Source organism: Rhizobium sp. 57MFTsu3.2 (assembly GCF_012932765.1).
Classification (GTDB): Bacteria; Pseudomonadota; Alphaproteobacteria; order Rhizobiales; family Rhizobiaceae; genus Rhizobium; species Rhizobium altiplani.
Window position 1 is genome coordinate 155,647 of the sequence record NZ_JDWI01000003.1, and the last position, 16,470, is coordinate 172,116.

Sequence of the window (16,470 nt, forward strand, 5' to 3'; positions counted from 1 at the left end):
CTAAAACTTGTCTGGTTTAGTCATGAAAATCTGGAAAACACCGCCGCGGGTACGGCGGTGTCAACTGTTTCAAGCAAGCGAGGAGGCAGGCTTACTTCGGGCCGATCATCGTTTCAGGGCGAACGATTGCGTCGTATTCCTCGACGGTGACGAGGCCACTCGCCAACGCTTCTTCCTTCAGGGTCGTGCCGTTCTTGTGCGCGGTCTTGGCGATCTTGGCGGCGTTGTCATAGCCGATCTTCGGAGCAAGCGCCGTGACCAGCATCAGGGACCGTTCGAGACCGGCCTTGATGTTGTCCTCGCGCGCCTCGATGCCGACGACGCAATTGTCGGTGAAAGAAACGGCGGCGTCGCCGAGCAGTTGCACCGACTGGAGGAAGTTGTAGGCCATCATCGGATTGTAGACGTTGAGCTCGAAGTGCCCCTGGCTATCGGCGAAGGTGAGGGCCGCGTTGTTGCCGAAGATGTGGATGCAGACCTGCGTCAGCGCCTCGCACTGGGTCGGGTTGACCTTGCCGGGCATGATCGAGGAGCCGGGCTCGTTCTCGGGAAGGGCGAGTTCGCCGAGGCCGGCGCGGGGACCGGAGCCCAGCAGGCGGATGTCGTTGGCAATCTTGAAGAGCGCGGCGGCGGCCGCATTGATGGCGCCATGGCTGAACACCATGGAGTCATGGGCGGCGAGTGCTTCGAACTTGTTCGGGGCCGTCACGAAGGGCAGGCCGGTGATTTCGGCGATCTCGTCAGCGACCTTCTCGGCAAATCCAACAGGCGCGTTGAGACCGGTGCCGACCGCGGTGCCGCCCTGGGCCAGCTCGCAAAGGCCAGGAAGCGTCAATTCGATGCGCTTGATGGCGGAGCCGACCTGCGCTGCATAGCCGGAGAATTCCTGGCCAAGCGTCAGCGGCGTCGCATCCTGCGTGTGCGTGCGGCCGATCTTAATGATGTGGCTGAATTCGGTGACCTTCATGTCGAGCGCGGCGTGCAGGTGCTTCAAGCTCGGAAGCAGGTGGCGCACGATCTGCTCCGCACAGGCGATATGCATGGCCGTCGGATAGGTGTCGTTTGACGACTGGCTCATATTGACGTGATCGTTGGGATGCACCGGCTTCTTCGATCCCATGACGCCGCCCAACAATTCGATGGCACGGTTGGAGATCACTTCGTTGGCATTCATGTTTGACTGCGTGCCGGAGCCCGTCTGCCAGACAACGAGGGGGAAGTGGTCGTTGAGCGTGCCGTCGATCACTTCCTGCGCCGCGTCGACAATGGCGTTGCCGACCTCCGGATTGAGCTGACCGAGCGCCATGTTGGCACGCGCCGCCGCCTGCTTGACGATGCCGAGGGCGCGAACGATCGAAAGCGGCTGCTTCTCCCAGCCAATCTTGAAATTGCCGAGCGAGCGCTGCGCCTGAGCACCCCAATATCTGTCGTTCTGTACTTCGATCGGGCCGAACGTATCTGTTTCGGTGCGGGTGGAGGTCATGGTCATGCCTTTCTGTCGCGGTGCCTTCGGAGATGCGTCTTATAGGTCCGAAACGGGACGAAGAAAACTGCTGGAAATGCAAAATATGAATGTATAAATCATGTTATCGGCGGGTGATCAGTGGCCATTTAGACACGGCTAAATTTTTATATTTCAGTGCCTCGTTGGCCACTGTGTCCGAAGGCGAAAATAAAGTAAAAAATTAACTAATAATTTCATTATTTTGTGTGAACTGGGGCTCGGCATAAGCGTTTTCCGCGTTACTTTGGGTTGAGAGGCCCAAGGCTGGCGGCTGCGGCCAGTTTCTGCCATGTGACGCTCGCGCCGGATGAAACGAGTTTTAAGGCGGGTTTTTGCCCGCGATTTGAAGACAGCATGACACTGGGACTGGATAAAAGCATGACATTCCTTCTGAAAGGTGCGGCTTCCGCACTAGCGCTTTCCTGCGGCATGGCTGCGATGGGTTCCACGCCCGCGCAGGCTTACACGTTGATGGATATGATCCGCGGGGATCGCGCTCGCACCCAGAGCACGATTGTCAATCCGAGGCGGTCGGTTCCGTCCTTCCTTCAGTCGGCTCCGGATGCGCCGCTGCCGAAGGTTTCGAGCCCGCGCTACTATACCTATCAGCCAGATGCGATGCGCTTCGTCGATACCGGTAAATTTACCGATCCTGTCGTCACCGGGGCAGTTGCCGATGCGTCGGCTGCGACCGAGGCAACGCCGTCGGTACAGCGCCGCTTCCTTATCGAGGCGAAGGTGCGCGCCCCCGTCGAAGTCGCCAGGGCGCTTGAGGCCTATTACGGCGATGTGAAGAATCCGCTGGTCTGGCTCGCCGGAACGGATGTCAACGATCGTGCCAAGGCGGCGATGGACGTTCTGGCGGATGCCGCTTCGGTCGGTCTCGACCCGGCCGACTATGCGGTCCAGGTGCCGGCGGAGGATCCGACCAATCCGGATCCGGCAGTCCGTGACCGCGCCCTGACGCAGTTTGAACTGGAACTGTCCGCAAAGGTGCTCGCCTATGTCCAGGATACAGTTCGTGGTCGCGTCGATCCGAACAAGCTCTCCGGCTATCACGATTTCAAGCGTAAGGACGTGAACCTTGCGCCGGTGCTGAAGCTCGCCCGCATGAGCCCGGATACCTCGGCCTATCTCAGAAGCCGTACGCCGGATGAGCCGCAGTTCGTTGCACTCGAAGGCGAACTGGCGAAGTTGCGCGCAGAGGGAGCCAGCGAAGAGCGCATCGATATCGCGCTGAGCGGCCTGCTTCGTCCGGGCGACAACTCGTCCGAAATCCCGAACATCGTGAAGGCGATCGGCAAGCATGGCTCGGCCGCGCTCAAGGCGGAACATGCGACAACGCTCTCCGCCTATACGGGCAGCACCGAATATTCGCCTGAGATCGTTTCGCTCGTTGAAGGTTTCCAGAAGGAACATGGACTGAAGCCGGACGGCGTTATCGGCCAGGCGACGGTCCGCATCATGGCTGGCGGCGACAGCAACGCATCGAAGGTCGAGAAGCTGATTGTTGCGTTGGAGCAGGCCCGCTGGCTGCCGGCCGACCTCGGCTCGCGCTATGTCTTCATCAACCAGCCGGCCTATATGGTCTACTACCACAACGACAACAAGGAACAGTTGTCGATGCGCGTGGTGATCGGTCAGCCGTCACACCAGACCTTCTTCTTCCAGGATCAGATCGAGACGGTCGAGTTTAATCCTTTCTGGGGTGTGCCGCAGTCGATCATCATCAACGAGATGCTGCCGCGCCTGCGCTCCGACCCGAGCTATCTGGACCGGATGGGCTATGAGGTAACAGTCGGCGGTCGCGCCGTGGCGTCGTCCAGCGTCGACTGGTACGACTCGACGACCAACGTTTCCGTGCGCCAGCCGCCGAGCGACGACAATGCGCTTGGCGAACTCAAGATCCTTTTCCCGAATGCTCACGCCATCTACATGCATGACACGCCTTCGAAGAGCTTCTTCAAACGCGATATGCGCGCCCTCAGCCATGGTTGCGTCCGCCTTGCCGAGCCACGCGCGATGGCAGCGGCCGTGCTGAACACGTCGGTGGACCAGATCGGCAAGGAGATTGCCACGGGCAAGAACCACGCCCTGCAGGTTCCGCAGAAGATCCCGGTCTACGTGGCTTACTTCACGGCCTGGCCGAACAAGGATGGTGTCATCCAGTATTTCGATGACGTATACGGCCGCGACGCCTATGTGCAGAAGGCTTTCGATGCGACGACGAAGGCGCGTGACGCGCAGATTTGATCGCGCCGATGATATGACGGCGGCCGGGGAGCCGCCTTTTCTTTTTGCGATCGGCTTGCCGCCGCTGCGCGCGTTGCGGAAGCAAGCTCCGCGATCAATTCGTCGATCTGTGCAGGCTCCGTGGATCTCGACGGGATGTCGGAATAGTCGAATGGCACGGCGATCAAAACCATATCGGCTACCGCGACATCGTGCGCTGTCCGATGGTGCCTTCACTGAAAACCATTGGGATACCGGAAGGGCTTCCGCACGGGAGACACTGGATTTGCACTCCGACGACGTCTCCCCACCCGTTGGTGATGATCTCCCTTGCTCTATCGAGTTCTTCCTGTGTTGGGAAGAGCGGGTAGACTTCGGTACCAGAATGCTGAACCCGTGCCAGCTTTCCTTCCAAGTCGGCAGGCGCATACCCGCTATTCAGGAAGGCCCGCGTCTCAGTGTATAGGTATTCCATCCACAATCGGGCTGCGTTCGGATGCGGAGTGAACGCGCTGATGGCCTGGGCATAGACGCCACCGACGATGCCCGTCTTCGGCCTCACGATCTCAATCCTGGTTCGTCCTCCTGATCGTTCGCGATCAGTAGCTGCAAGGTAGTCCCAGCGAACGAGGATAGGCGTGCGCCCGTCCTCAAGCGAAGCAAGGCCGCCGACGATAGGAACGAAGTTGCCGCGGCGGCTGAGGTCTGCAAAGAAGCTCAGCCCCTGATCGGCTGCCTCGTCCGCGTTCCCGTGAGCAGCTGACAGGCCCGCAGCGAAAATGCCTTGGATGGCTTGATTTGATGTCAGATTGCCGGCGAGACCCACGGCATTTCTGTATTTCGGCGAGGCGAGGTCCGCCCAATCGGTCGGCATCGTCGTCACGATATCCGCGTTGACCTCGAAGGCAAGCGTGCCGTAGTAGCCGCCGTACCAGTATCCATCAGGATCCTTGGCTGCGTCCGGAATGGCTTCCCACGCCGCCACCTTGTAAGGCCGCAGCAGGCCGTCCCTCTTCGCCGATAAGGCGAAAGGCAGACCGACGTCGATGACATCAGGCGCTTGCGGGTCGGCTGTGTCCCTCGCATTTCTGATGGTATTGATCACCTTGGCCGATCCCGCATCGGGCATAAGTTCGGTGATACAAAGGCCGTATTTCGCCTTGAAACCGTCGATGATGTCCCCGTATCCCCACCAGTCGCGAGGCAGGCCGACAACGGTGAGGTGGCCCTCTGCCTTGGCAGCGGCCACGAGCTCGTCCGTCGGAGCCGCGGACGCAGGAGATGAAGAATTGAGACCGGCCATCCCGGCGAGCGCCGCCGTGCTACCTTGAACGAGAAATTTTCTGCGCTGGAAATCAGGCATATTTCCCTCCGTGACGGTTCTGGAACGCAGTCGCACCGTCCATTCGTCGGTCACCTGAACAGGGACATGCGGGCTATGCGCAACCCACTTGGAACTATCGCGAGCCAATCATGTATCAGTTGCGCATATCACGCATGCGGCATCGGACGATTTGCAACTTGCGCCTTGTATCCTGAATCTGCGCCTCTGCAAAAGAAGAGTCCATAGTCGAGGCTGGGCATGTCGCAAAACCTCCTTGCGTAGGTCAGGGTTTCGCGAGGGTTTTTTCGCGCGATCGGGTTAGGGGCTGGGCCGCGGGCCGCCTTTTCTTTTGCGTCAGCCTGCCGCCGCCGCCGGCGTTGCCGAGGTGAAGTCCTCGATCAATTCGTCGATCAGGGCAGGAGTTAACTCCTTGAAATGCGTAATCACGCTCGTTGGCCCGAGGGTCTCGACGGGGACGTCGGAATAGCCGAACGGCACGGCGATCGAAGGGACGCCGGCATTGCGGGCAACAAGAATGTCGTTGACGCTGTCGCCGATCATGACGGTCCTGCGGACATCGCCGCCGGCGCGCTCGATGGTTCCGAGAAGATGTTGGGCGTCGGGCTTCCTGACGGTGAAGGTGTCGCCGCCGGCAATGGCATCGAAATAATGGGTGAGTTCAAGCTTCTCGATCAGGTTGCGCGCCAGGCCCTCGAGCTTGTTGGTGCAAACGGCAAGCTTGCAGCCGGCACTCTTCAGTTGATCCATTGCCTCGACCAGGCTGGGGTAAGGCGCGGTATGTCCCGGCATGTTGTCGGTGTAGTGCGCAATGAAGCGGTTGAGCAGGGCAGGAAGCTGTTCCTGTGCCAACGGATGTCCTCGAAGACCGCAGGCCCGCTCGATCATGACCTTGGCGCCATGTCCGACGAGATGCGTGAGGTCGTCGTAGCTGACCGGCGCCACACCGATTGCCGCGATCGTATAATTCAGGCTCTCAACAAGATCGGTGTGAGTATCGAGCAGTGTTCCGTCAAGATCGAATACAACAAGGGCAGGGGTCAAGGATTGCGCCTTTCAGAAATGATGTCATCGGCAGTAGGTGATGAGGACCGGAAAAGCAATATTTGCCGGCAAAGGCGACGAGTTGCAAATGCCCACGGCTTTTCAAAAATCATTACGCTCTTTTGGCTTTCGTTTGGCAAGCGAGCCGTGTAAACAGCACATCCAACGCAATAATTCGGAGTCAGCGGCGCATGGATGCCCGCGAAATGAAGATCAAGGCCGCCGAGGCCGCACTCGCTCATGTCGAATATGGCATGCGGCTTGGAATCGGAACCGGGAGTACTGCCGAAGAGTTTGTTCGGCTGCTCGCAGAGAAGGTTTCAACCGGCTTCAAGGTCGAAGGCGTGCCAACCTCCGAACGCACGGCAAGGCTTTGCGTCGAGCTCGGCGTACCGCTGAAGTCACTGGATGAACTGCCGGAACTCGATCTGACGATCGATGGCGCGGATGAGGTCGATTCCGACCTCACGCTCATCAAGGGTGGCGGCGGTGCACTGCTGCGCGAGAAGATCGTCGCTGCGGCATCTCAGCGCATGATCGTGATTGCCGACGAGAGCAAACTGGTCGAGACACTTGGCGCATTTCCGCTACCGATTGAGGTCAATCCGTTCGGACTCGTATCGACACGCATGGCGATCGAAAAGAAGGCCTCGAAGCTTGGGTTGAGCGGCAGCCTGACGCTGCGCCAATCCGGTGGCGAAGACTTCATGACGGACGGCGGCCACTACATCCTGGATGCATCTTTTGGCCGCATTCCTGATGCAGAGGCGCTTTCAAACGAGCTGAATTCAATACCCGGAGTCGTTGAACACGGGCTCTTTCTAAAAATGGCGGCGCTTGCGATCATTGCAGGTCCAGCAGGCGCACGCACGCTGCGGGCGAACAGGTAACAGGAGCATTGAAACTCATGATTAAATTTGCAGGTCTTGGCCGTTTTGCTGCTGCGACCGTTATTTTCTCAGGCGTCGCATTCGGCTTTGCCGCACATGCGCAGGAAGCCTCTCCGGAGCAGCTGAAGGCGGCCCGCGCTGCGATCGACGCGATCGGCGCCACCGCGCAGTTCGACAACATCCTGCCCGGACTGGCTGAGCGCCTGAAGGCCGATCTCATCCAGGACTCGCCGAACTACCAGGATGCGATCACCGCTGAGGTCGACAAGCAGGCACTGGCCCTTGCACCGCGTCGCGCCGATCTCGAGAAGGAAGCCGCGCTGACCTATGCCAAGGCATTCTCCGTCGAGGAACTCAACGCGATCGCCGAGTTCTACAACTCGCCGGTTGGCAAGAAGCTGCTCAAGGATGGCCCGATCGCTTCGCGCGAAACCGTCAAGGCCGCCGACATTTGGGCGCAGGGCATCTCGCGCGATCTGCAGAAACAGACGAGCGCTGAACTCGTGAAGGTCATCAAGGCCCCGCCACCGGCTGCCGATCCGGCGAACCCGGCTGCGACGGCCGCGCCGAAGCCAGCTGCACCGGCTGCTGCAAAGCCGAAGCCGTAAGAAGGCGCGAATAACAGATCAAAAGCCCGGCACCGTCCGGGCTTTTGTTTTTGCGGCCGCCGATACTATATCACTTTCACCTCACCAGCCGATTCCATCCGGAGTTTCTCATGACGTCCTACGATTACGATCTCTTTGTCATTGGCGGTGGCTCAGGCGGTGTGCGAAGCGCTCGCGTTGCAGCCTCGCTCGGTAAGAAGGTCGCGATCGCAGAGGAGTACCGCTACGGCGGAACATGCGTGATCCGCGGCTGCGTGCCTAAGAAGCTCTTTGTCTATGCGGCTCAGTTCCATGAACATTTCGAGGATGCCGCTGGCTTCGGCTGGACGGTCGGCGAGAGCTCGTTTGACTGGAAGAAGCTGATTGCCGCGAAGGACAACGAGATCGCGCGACTGGAAGGGCTCTACAAGAAGGGACTGGCCGGCGCCAACGCCGAAATCCTGGAAACACGTGCCGAATTGGTCGACGCGCATACGGTCCGGTTGGTCAATACCGGCAAGACGGTGACCGCGAAGACCATCGTGATCGCGACCGGTGGCCGCCCGAACCCGCACGCGGCTTTGCCTGGGAACGAACTCTGCATTTCCTCCAACGAGGCCTTCCATCTGGAGGAGCTGCCGAAGGCGATTGTGATTGCGGGTGGCGGTTATATCGCGGTGGAGTTTGCCAATATCTTTCACGGCCTCGGCGTCGAGACGACGCTGATCTATCGCGGCGCCGAGATTCTGTCGCGCTTCGATCAGGACCTCCGCCAGGGACTGCACGAGGCGATGACCGCCAAGGGCATCCGCATCCTCTGCCATGATATGCTGCAGAAGGTATCGAAAGAGGACGGTCGTCTTTCCGTCGAGACGCTGAAGAACGGCACGCTGGTTGCCGATGTCGTGATGCTGGCGCTCGGGCGCATTCCGAATACGGAAGGCCTAGGCCTGGAAGCCGCCGGTGTGAAGACCGACGAGCGCGGAGCGGTGGTGGTCGACGACTATTCTCGCACCAACGTCCCGAACATCTATGCGCTCGGCGATGTCACCGACAGGATACAGTTGACGCCGGTGGCGATCCACGAGGCAATGTGCTTCATCGAGACGGAGTACAAGGACAATCCGACCAAGCCCGATCACGAGACGATCGCAACGGCGGTCTTCTCGCAGCCCGAGATCGGTACCGTAGGGCTGACCGAGGAGGAAGCGGGCAAGCGCTACAAGGAGCTCGAGGTCTACCGTGCGCAGTTTCGTCCACTGAAGGCGACGCTGTCGGGGCGTGGCGAGAAGATGATCATGAAGCTGATTGTGGTCGCTGCCAGCCAAAAGGTTGTGGGCGCGCATATCCTCGGCCACGACGCCGGTGAGATGGCCCAGATCCTTGGAATTACGCTGAAGGCGGGCTGCACGAAGGACGATTTCGACCGGACGATGGCCGTGCATCCGACGGCCGCGGAAGAGCTCGTCACAATGTATGCCCCGAGCTATCGCATTCGGGACGGTGTTCATGTCTGACGCCAGCAGCTGGTGATGTGGGGCGTGCGGATCACGTTGAGGAAGAGCGCCTGTATGACGCCTCATTAGAATTGCCGGCGTTTTTCCGGGACAAGCTTAAATTGGATACAAACCGTCTTGGTATAGTGATCGTTGATCGTACGTTTTCTGTTTGAAAATACGTCATCGAATTCCTTTATATCGCGCGTGGTCGCCGATTTAATCCTCAGTGTCGAAGAGCGGAACGCCGCTATGCAAGATGGCACTAAAGGGTTATAAGCCGCCCAACATTTTTAGGACGGAACATCCGGACTGACCGGATGGTGGAGCAGGTGAGTAAGATGGCAGAGAATTGGACACCGAGTAGTTGGCGGCAAAAACCGATCCAGCAGGTTCCGGACTATCCGGACCAGGCCGCATTGGCAGCAACGGAAGCCCAGCTCGCATCCTATCCGCCTCTTGTCTTTGCGGGTGAAGCACGCCGGCTGAAGAAGCATCTCGCCAACGTTGCAGAAGGCAACGGTTTCCTGCTGCAGGGTGGCGATTGCGCCGAGAGTTTTGCCGAGCATGGCGCCGACAACATCCGCGACTTCTTCCGTGCGTTCCTGCAGATGGCCGTCGTCCTGACCTTCGGGGCACAGCTGCCGGTGGTCAAGGTCGGCCGCATCGCCGGGCAGTTCGCCAAGCCGCGCTCTTCCGGCATCGAGACGCAGGATGGCGTGTCGCTTCCGAGCTACCGTGGCGACATCATCAACGGCATCGAGTTCACGGAAGAATCACGTATTCCGAACCCGGAGCGCCAGGCTATGGCCTATCGCCAGTCGGCCGCTACGCTGAACCTGCTGCGCGCCTTCGCAATGGGTGGCTACGCGAACCTCGAGAACGTCCATCAGTGGATGCTTGGCTTCGTCAAGGATAGCCCGCAGGGTGAGCGCTACCGCAAGCTTGCCGGCCGCATCAGCGAAACCATGGACTTCATGAAGGCGATCGGCATCAGCGCGGAAAACAATCCGAGCCTGCGGGAGACGGACTTCTTCACCAGCCACGAAGCGTTGCTGCTTGGCTATGAAGAGGCGCTGACGCGCGTCGACTCGACGTCTGGCGACTGGTACGCGACTTCGGGCCACATGATCTGGATCGGCGACCGCACGCGCCAGGCAGACCATGCCCATGTCGAATACTGCCGCGGCATCAAGAATCCGATCGGCTTGAAGTGCGGTCCGTCTCTGCAGGCGGACGATCTTCTGAACCTGATCGACATTCTCAATCCGGAAAACGAAGCGGGCCGGCTGACGCTGATCTGCCGCTTCGGCCACGACAAGGTTGCCGAGCATCTGCCGCGTCTCATCCGCGCGGTCGAGCGCGAGGGGCGCAAGGTCGTCTGGTCGTGCGATCCGATGCATGGCAACACGATCACGCTGAACAACTACAAGACGCGTCCGTTCGAGCGGATCCTGTCGGAAGTCGAAAGCTTCTTCCAGATCCATCGTGCAGAAGGTTCGCATCCGGGCGGCATCCACATCGAGATGACCGGCAAGGATGTGACGGAATGCACCGGCGGCGCCCGCGCCGTCACGGCCGAGGATCTGCACGATCGCTACCACACGCATTGCGACCCGCGTCTCAATGCTGACCAGGCGCTCGAACTGGCCTTCCTGCTGGCCGAGCGCATGAAGGGCGGGCGCGACGAAAAGCGCATGGCCGTCAACGGTTGATCGAAAATAGAAGAAAAAGCCCGCCTGATGCCGGGCTTTTTTGTTTTATACGATGGTGGCGGGTGGCGCGCTCTGACTACCGTATCGGACGTCGCTCCGTATGAGTTCGCATCGGCGGAATGCTCTAGCGGATTTGGCCGGCCGCCCAGTGGATAGCGCTGTCCAATTCGGCAAACTTTGCGGATTGCCAGTGGAAATAGTCCTCGATGAATGTCTTGGAAAGCCATAGCGTGCCACGGTTGCGCGGGTTTTCCCAGCCGAGCATGCCGTCCGTTTCTGCTTTCTTGAACATCCGTTTCAAGTTGGTGAGGGAGGTGCCGAAGTCGCTCGCGATTTCGCTGATCGTCACGCCTTTCAGCAGAGTGCGATCATGCTCCCGCGCGTCGTCCGGCAGGCGGCTGATCAGATCGTGCAGCACGAGGCCGCCGACATCCGACCAGAGGAAATGCCCGATGCTGCTCCGGGGTTCCTTCCAGACCGGATCCTGGATAAGGGCACGCGCAGCTCGCGGCTGTGCGAGAAGGAAGAGCCGCGGGGTGTCAGCGGTCAGGCTCGCGCGATTGCCGCCGTCGAGTTGATCGAGGCAGGCCATATGGCCCTGGAACCAGGAGGCCATGGCCTCCTCGCTCGCCTCGGTCGTCTCGAGGCGACGCAGGCGCCGGTCGGGCGTTTCATCGGCAGCATCCCGCAGGAACTTATAGGCAATCAGTTCTGCAAGGAACGACGCAGCCGTATTCTTACTGGCGAGATCGAACTCTTTGGCCACCTGCATCATGCGGCCGGCCGTGAGCCCCGAACGTGGGTTGCCTCGGTCTCGTCCGGCATGCATGGCAAACAGCGTTTGCGTCATTAGCCACTTTTGGTGCGAGGCGGCGAGGCGGGCAAGGCGAGGAGCGCGCTTGTGAATGCCGATAAGGTGGAGTGCGATCTGGCGTTCGATCGACAGAAACAGAGGGTGATGAAGGATTTCGTCGCGTGTATGCAGTCGGCCAGTGAGCATCGTATCGTATTGTCGGATCGGATTGGTTCCCGTTGCTCCTCCAACATTTGCGTCGATGTTTCAATGCGGGACTTGGTTAGCGGATCGTTAATCGATTGGTATAGTTAAATTCAAGCGATCCCGGATCCTTCGATCAACTGGGCAGACGCTGGTTCAAACGCTCGATGTCTTCGCGCAATGCTGCAATTTCGGTGAGCACGCGCATGTCAATCTTCTGATGCAGGGATAGAACTTCCAGTTCTGCTTTGAGATTGACCTCATAGTCTTTTGCCGCCTCGAAACGATCGCGCTCCGCCTGGCGGTTTTGCGACATCATGATGATCGGAGCCTGGATCGCCGCCAGCATCGAAAGCACGAGATTGAGGAAAATGAACGGATAGGGATCGAAGGCGCGCGTCAGCAATACAATGGTGTTTACAACGCACCAGAAGACCAGGAAGAGCAGGAAAGCAATAATAAAGCTCCACGAGCCGCCAACACGCGCAATCGTATCTGCCAAGCGCTGGCCGGAGGAAGATTCGGCTTGAAGAGCGGCATTGATATCGGTCGAGATTATCTTCCGCTCGTGCGCCTTCGCGAGAACGCGCCTTTCGATCTCGCCGAGTTCGTCGGCCGGCTTGTCGAAGTGATGGTGGATGAGGTCCGATAGGTTATGCATGGCCGACTCCGAATGCTAGATCGCTCGGGCGCCAGTATTCCGTAATGTTTTCAAATTGCAATGCGGGCTTGTGCCGCTTTTCTATGCGCCTTGCGCATAGAGCCAGGCATGCTGCGGGAAGAACCGCTCGAGCGTCTGAGCCTTGCCGAACATGATGTCATGCTGGAGGTATCGATAGTCCCGGACGAGGGGATCGAGGTTCTTCGGCTTCAGGACCCAATCGGGAGATGCCGCGTTGTCGCGGGCGATGAGCTGATATCGGTCGATGACGCTGTACTTCTTCTGCACGCGGCCGAGGAAGCCCGTGTAGTAGGGATGCTCGAAGCCGGCGAACTTCAGGAGGTGGTACGGAAGCAGTGAGGGGCTGATGGTGCCGACATCCTTCTTGCTGCCCTTCTTGTTCGACCAGATGACGAGCGGGGTCTCGTGTTCCTGCTTCATGACGCTCACTGATGCCTTGCGGGTGGCAACCTGGTCCGGCATGTAGCCGGTCGCCATGTAGACATTGCCGAGCGGGGGCAGGTGGTCGCCCCACAGCACGATGATCGTTTCGCGGTCGCGCTTTTCTGCCCAATCCATCAGCATCTTGAGGCTGTCGTCGGCTTCCTTGACACCCTGCGTATAGGTGCCAAGGGTGGCGCGGTCGGCATCGTTCAGGTTGCCCTTGATGTCGATAGTGTTGTGGGCGTAACGGTTCGGTTCGTAGGGGCCATGTCCCTGCAAGGTGACACCAAAGAAGAAGAACGGGCGATCCATGCCGTCAGCCTCGTTCATGATCTCCTTCATAAGCGACTCGTCCGAAGCGAAGATGCCTCGCTTTTCCATGGGAGGCAGGGTTTCTTCGGAGCGGAACTGCTCGAAGCCGAAGTCCTTGTAAACCTCGTTGCGATTCCAGAACCAGCCACTGAACGGATGCAGCGACCGCGCCGCGTAACCTTCGCCACGGAAGAACGTGGCGAGCGAGGGAACATCACGACGGATGTATTGCTGGTAGGGAATGCTGCCGTATGGCAGGAAGGCGTTGGAGAAACCTGTCAGCGCCTCGAATTCGACATTGGCGGTCATGCCGCCAAACTCCGGCGAGAAGACATAGCCGGACTGCTCTGCACGGATCGTCGGCATAGGATCTGGCGACAGGCTCAGCGTCTTCAGGCGGGTCGGATCCCAGAATGACTCGCTCATCAGCATGATCACGTCAGGCTTTTCGCGTGGTCCGTTGAGGTAGCCGTAGTTGCGGCCGGGGATGGCGTCGAGCGCCTCTGTACCGAAGCCGACAGGCGCTGCCACGTCTGCCATCGGAATGTTGAAGATGAAGGCGAGGATGAAGCCGTTGCTCCGGTAGTTTTCCTTCTGGTCCCACATCATCGGAACCACCTGCAGGCGGTCACGGATGAAGGAATACTGGGAATAGTCCATCAAGGACCCGAAAGCCGCGATAACGGGCAGGCCGACGCAAAGCCGGCGGACGCGAGAGGCCCTTGGGAGCTTCGGGAAGTTGCGCCAGGCGAAGCGCCAGAAGATGACAATCGCGGTAGCGGAAAGGACAATGCCGACAAGCATTGCAACGGCCGTCCAGGGGCGGTCGCGCACCATCACAGGGAGCAGTTCCATGATCTGCCGCCCGAAAAGGACGTCCGATGGATAAAGCGGGTCCGAAAGGTAGTGCTGCTTCTGGTTGGATACGATGGCGGGGACGATCACAAGCGGAAGAACGATCAGCGCCGAAATGAACCGCCGGCCCAGGACTGCATCGAGCGACAGCATCAGGACAGTCAACATCACAACCGTCGTCATCCCCGGACGCACAGGCGATGTCAGGAATTCGCGGACGTCGGCCAACCCATCGCGGGCAATGATCTCGACAGTGGCGGTGGCAAGGAGCGCAAGCAGGGCACAAAAAGCAACGCTGAGTGCGGTGCGTAGGGCGGGCGACCGAGCGCTTCCCCCGAAATCGGTGGAAAGCGACGCAAAACGCGCTGCCGCTGCAGACCTCATTACCAACGCGATCAACTGGAAAACTCCGACGTCATAAAAGCTTCGTCGAACTGTCACATCTTCGTCATGAACGCTAGATGAACCGCTAGGTTTCCCGCATTTGTGATCGGTGGATAAAACGCCCATCACGCAGGAGCTACCTCCAGAGCAGATTCTCGGTCAGGCGCATTTGCTTGTGCTGAGTGGCGAGCCGTCGTAGGTCTGGCGGATTCGATGCTCAGGAGGATTCAGATTGCGCAGTTCCGTTGAGATCTACAACATCAGGACAGGCGAGGCGCGCGTCGTCTGGCAAACCACGCAACTCGTTGAGGCGCCGAACTTTTCGCCGGATGGGACCTATCTACTGTTGAACGGCGACGGACTCCTCTACCGTCTCGCACTTGATGGTTCGAGCAAGGTCGGCAAGGTCGATACCGGCTTTGCGACGACCTGCAACAACGACCACGGCATTTCGCCCGATGGCCGCCAGATCGTCATCTCCGACAAAACCGAATTCGGGAAGTCGACGATTTATGTGCTGCCGGCCGAAGGTGGTACGCCGCGGCTGGTGACGCAAAATCGGCCATCCTATTGGCACGGCTGGTCGCCCGACGGGAAGCAACTCGCCTATTGTGGCATCCGCAACGATTTGTTCGATATCTACACGATCTCCGTTGACGGCGGCGAAGAAAAGCGGCTGACCCACGGCGAGGGGCGCAATGACGGGCCGGACTATTCCGCCGACGGTCAATGGATCTACTTCAATTCTAGCCGCACCGGCCTCATGCAAATCTGGCGAATCCATCCCGATGGGACCGGTCTCGAGCAGGTCACCAGTGACAACTATGGGAACTGGTTTGCCCATCCGTCGCCCAACAACGACAAGGTTCTGATCCTTTCTTACGATCCTGATGTGTTCGACCATCCACGCGATCTCGATGTTCGCCTGCGGCTGATGGACATGGATGGCGCAAACCTGACGACGCTCTTCGATCTCTTCGGCGGGCAGGGAACGATCAACGTGCCCAACTGGTCGCCGTCAGGTGATGAGTTCGCCTATGTGCGCTACTTTCCCGTCTCGGATTAAGGGATTGCGTCGGCCAGGGTTTATAGGCATAGACGCGTCCGTCGGGTGCCCGTCGCAGGCGGGAGAATCGGGAATTCGGTGAAAGACCGAAACGTGCCCAACGCTGTAAGGCTGACGGCTGCCGCAAAGAGCCACTGGTCCAGTACCGGGAAGGCGCGGCAGTCGGATGACGCCAAGTCAGAAGACCGGCCCGACATCATAGACTGACCCGCGTGGACTGCGGGCGGTTGTGTTGTTGGGGATTGACGATGCGACCAGACCACTCAGGCTCCCTGTCGGGAGCCGCAGCCTTTTCGAACGAGGAACGCGACGCCGTCTACAGGGCGATTTCGACGCGACGCGACGTGCGTTCCGAGTTTCTCCCGGATGCCATACCGGACGACGTCGTCAAAAGGCTTCTGACGGCCGCGCATCACGCGCCGTCCGTTGGGTTCATGCAGCCCTGGAATTTTATCCTGGTGCGCGATGACAAGGTGAAGGAGGCCGCGTGGCAGGCCTTCAATCGCGCCAACCGCGAGGCCGGCGAGATGTTCGAAGGCGGGCGGCAACAGCTCTATCGCTCGCTGAAGCTTGAGGGCATCCGAACCGCACCGCTCAGCATCTGCGTGACCTGCGATCCGGACCGCTGCGGCGATGTCGTTCTTGGCAGGACGCACAATCGGCGGATGGATTCCTACTCCACGGTCTGCGCCGTGCAGAATCTGTGGCTCGCCGCCCGCGCCGAAGGCGTGGGGGTCGGCTGGGTGAGTATCTTTCACGAGTCCGATATCAAGGACATCCTCGGTGTTCCTGATCGGGTCGAGATCGTTGCCTGGCTCTGCGTCGGCTATGTCGACCGGTTCTATGACCAGCCGGAACTCGCCGTCAAAGGATGGCGCCAGCGATTGCTGCTGGAGGAACTGGTGTTTACGGATCGCTGGGACAATCCAGCGGACTGAGGG

Annotated in this window: 13 protein-coding genes and 1 riboswitch; of the genes, 7 read left to right on the top strand and 6 right to left on the bottom strand. The window is 59.5% G+C overall.

Going from position 1 to position 16,470, the window contains the following annotated elements:
- Positions 1-91: 91 nt before the first annotated feature.
- Positions 92-1,483, bottom strand: coding sequence for a class II fumarate hydratase (gene fumC / locus AF71_RS04915; RefSeq protein ID WP_018854817.1), 1,392 nt, complete (start codon positions 1,481-1,483; stop codon positions 92-94).
- A 399-nt stretch (positions 1,484-1,882) separates the two neighbouring features.
- On the opposite strand from fumC, the gene AF71_RS04920 reads away from it, so the two are divergent.
- Positions 1,883-3,757, top strand: a complete 1,875-nt coding sequence (locus AF71_RS04920) for a murein L,D-transpeptidase (RefSeq protein ID WP_169680238.1) — start codon at positions 1,883-1,885, stop codon at positions 3,755-3,757.
- 178 nt (positions 3,758-3,935) lie between these two features.
- Here the strand turns inward: AF71_RS04920 and AF71_RS04925 are convergent, their stop codons facing one another.
- Positions 3,936-5,039 carry an ABC transporter substrate-binding protein gene (locus AF71_RS04925; RefSeq protein WP_246733589.1) on the bottom strand — a complete coding sequence of 368 codons (1,104 nt, stop codon included), beginning with the start codon at positions 5,037-5,039 and terminating at the stop codon, positions 3,936-3,938.
- 375 nt (positions 5,040-5,414) lie between these two features.
- Positions 5,415-6,122 carry an HAD family hydrolase gene (locus AF71_RS04930; RefSeq protein WP_018854820.1) on the bottom strand — a complete coding sequence of 236 codons (708 nt, stop codon included), beginning with the start codon at positions 6,120-6,122 and terminating at the stop codon, positions 5,415-5,417.
- A 191-nt stretch (positions 6,123-6,313) separates the two neighbouring features.
- On the opposite strand from AF71_RS04930, the gene rpiA reads away from it, so the two are divergent.
- The 4 genes from rpiA (at position 6,314) to AF71_RS04950 (ending at position 10,810) form a co-directional block, all read left to right on the top strand.
- The gene (gene rpiA, locus AF71_RS04935) at positions 6,314-7,012 is read left to right on the top strand and encodes a ribose-5-phosphate isomerase RpiA (RefSeq protein WP_169680241.1); all 699 of its coding nucleotides are present in this window, start codon (positions 6,314-6,316) and stop codon (positions 7,010-7,012) included.
- Between the two features lie 17 nt (positions 7,013-7,029).
- Entirely contained in the window at positions 7,030-7,620 is a 591-nt protein-coding gene (locus AF71_RS04940) for a DUF2059 domain-containing protein (RefSeq protein WP_018854822.1), read from the top strand.
- A 110-nt stretch (positions 7,621-7,730) separates the two neighbouring features.
- A complete protein-coding gene (gene gor, locus AF71_RS04945; protein ID WP_018854823.1) occupies positions 7,731-9,116 on the top strand; it encodes a glutathione-disulfide reductase in 1,386 nt (461 codons plus the stop codon).
- A gap of 320 nt (positions 9,117-9,436) precedes the next feature.
- Positions 9,437-10,810 carry a 3-deoxy-7-phosphoheptulonate synthase class II gene (locus AF71_RS04950; protein ID WP_018854824.1) on the top strand — a complete coding sequence of 458 codons (1,374 nt, stop codon included), beginning with the start codon at positions 9,437-9,439 and terminating at the stop codon, positions 10,808-10,810.
- Between the two features lie 124 nt (positions 10,811-10,934).
- Here the strand turns inward: AF71_RS04950 and AF71_RS04955 are convergent, their stop codons facing one another.
- The 3 genes from AF71_RS04955 to AF71_RS04965 all read right to left on the bottom strand — a co-directional run bounded on the left by AF71_RS04955 (position 10,935) and on the right by AF71_RS04965 (position 14,478).
- Positions 10,935-11,810, bottom strand: a complete 876-nt coding sequence (locus AF71_RS04955; protein ID WP_169680242.1) for a hypothetical protein — start codon at positions 11,808-11,810, stop codon at positions 10,935-10,937.
- 133 nt (positions 11,811-11,943) lie between these two features.
- Entirely contained in the window at positions 11,944-12,468 is a 525-nt protein-coding gene (locus AF71_RS04960; RefSeq protein WP_018854826.1) for a DUF1003 domain-containing protein, read from the bottom strand.
- 81 nt (positions 12,469-12,549) lie between these two features.
- Positions 12,550-14,478 (bottom strand): LTA synthase family protein, encoded by a 1,929-nt coding sequence (locus AF71_RS04965; RefSeq protein WP_169680243.1) that lies wholly within the window; start codon positions 14,476-14,478, stop codon positions 12,550-12,552.
- Positions 14,479-14,695: 217 nt separating this feature from the next.
- On the opposite strand from AF71_RS04965, the gene AF71_RS04970 reads away from it, so the two are divergent.
- Positions 14,696-15,529, top strand: coding sequence for a PD40 domain-containing protein (locus AF71_RS04970; protein ID WP_169680245.1), 834 nt, complete (start codon positions 14,696-14,698; stop codon positions 15,527-15,529).
- Between the two features lie 26 nt (positions 15,530-15,555).
- Positions 15,556-15,738, top strand: a riboswitch (cobalamin riboswitch).
- Between the two features lie 39 nt (positions 15,739-15,777).
- Positions 15,778-16,467: a 5,6-dimethylbenzimidazole synthase gene (gene bluB, locus AF71_RS04975; protein WP_169680247.1), complete on the top strand. Its 690-nt coding sequence runs from the start codon at positions 15,778-15,780 to the stop codon at positions 16,465-16,467.
- Positions 16,468-16,470: the final 3 nt, after the last annotated feature.

What these genes read in the sequence shown, in the direction of transcription:
- AF71_RS04940 (WP_018854822.1), top strand. Translation starts at nt 7,030, where the DNA reads ATGATTAAATTTGCAGGTCTTGGCCGTTTTGCTGCTGCGACCGTTATT.
- AF71_RS04950 (WP_018854824.1), top strand. Translation starts at nt 9,437, where the DNA reads ATGGCAGAGAATTGGACACCGAGTAGTTGGCGGCAAAAACCGATCCAG.
- AF71_RS04955 (WP_169680242.1), bottom strand. Translation starts at nt 11,810, where the DNA reads ATGCTCACTGGCCGACTGCATACACGCGACGAAATCCTTCATCACCCT.
- AF71_RS04920 (WP_169680238.1), top strand. Translation starts at nt 1,883, where the DNA reads ATGACATTCCTTCTGAAAGGTGCGGCTTCCGCACTAGCGCTTTCCTGC.
- AF71_RS04960 (WP_018854826.1), bottom strand. Translation starts at nt 12,468, where the DNA reads ATGCATAACCTATCGGACCTCATCCACCATCACTTCGACAAGCCGGCC.
- bluB (WP_169680247.1), top strand. Translation starts at nt 15,778, where the DNA reads ATGCGACCAGACCACTCAGGCTCCCTGTCGGGAGCCGCAGCCTTTTCG.
- fumC (WP_018854817.1), bottom strand. Translation starts at nt 1,483, where the DNA reads ATGACCTCCACCCGCACCGAAACAGATACGTTCGGCCCGATCGAAGTA.
- AF71_RS04925 (WP_246733589.1), bottom strand. Translation starts at nt 5,039, where the DNA reads ATGGCCGGTCTCAATTCTTCATCTCCTGCGTCCGCGGCTCCGACGGAC.
- rpiA (WP_169680241.1), top strand. Translation starts at nt 6,314, where the DNA reads ATGGATGCCCGCGAAATGAAGATCAAGGCCGCCGAGGCCGCACTCGCT.
- gor (WP_018854823.1), top strand. Translation starts at nt 7,731, where the DNA reads ATGACGTCCTACGATTACGATCTCTTTGTCATTGGCGGTGGCTCAGGC.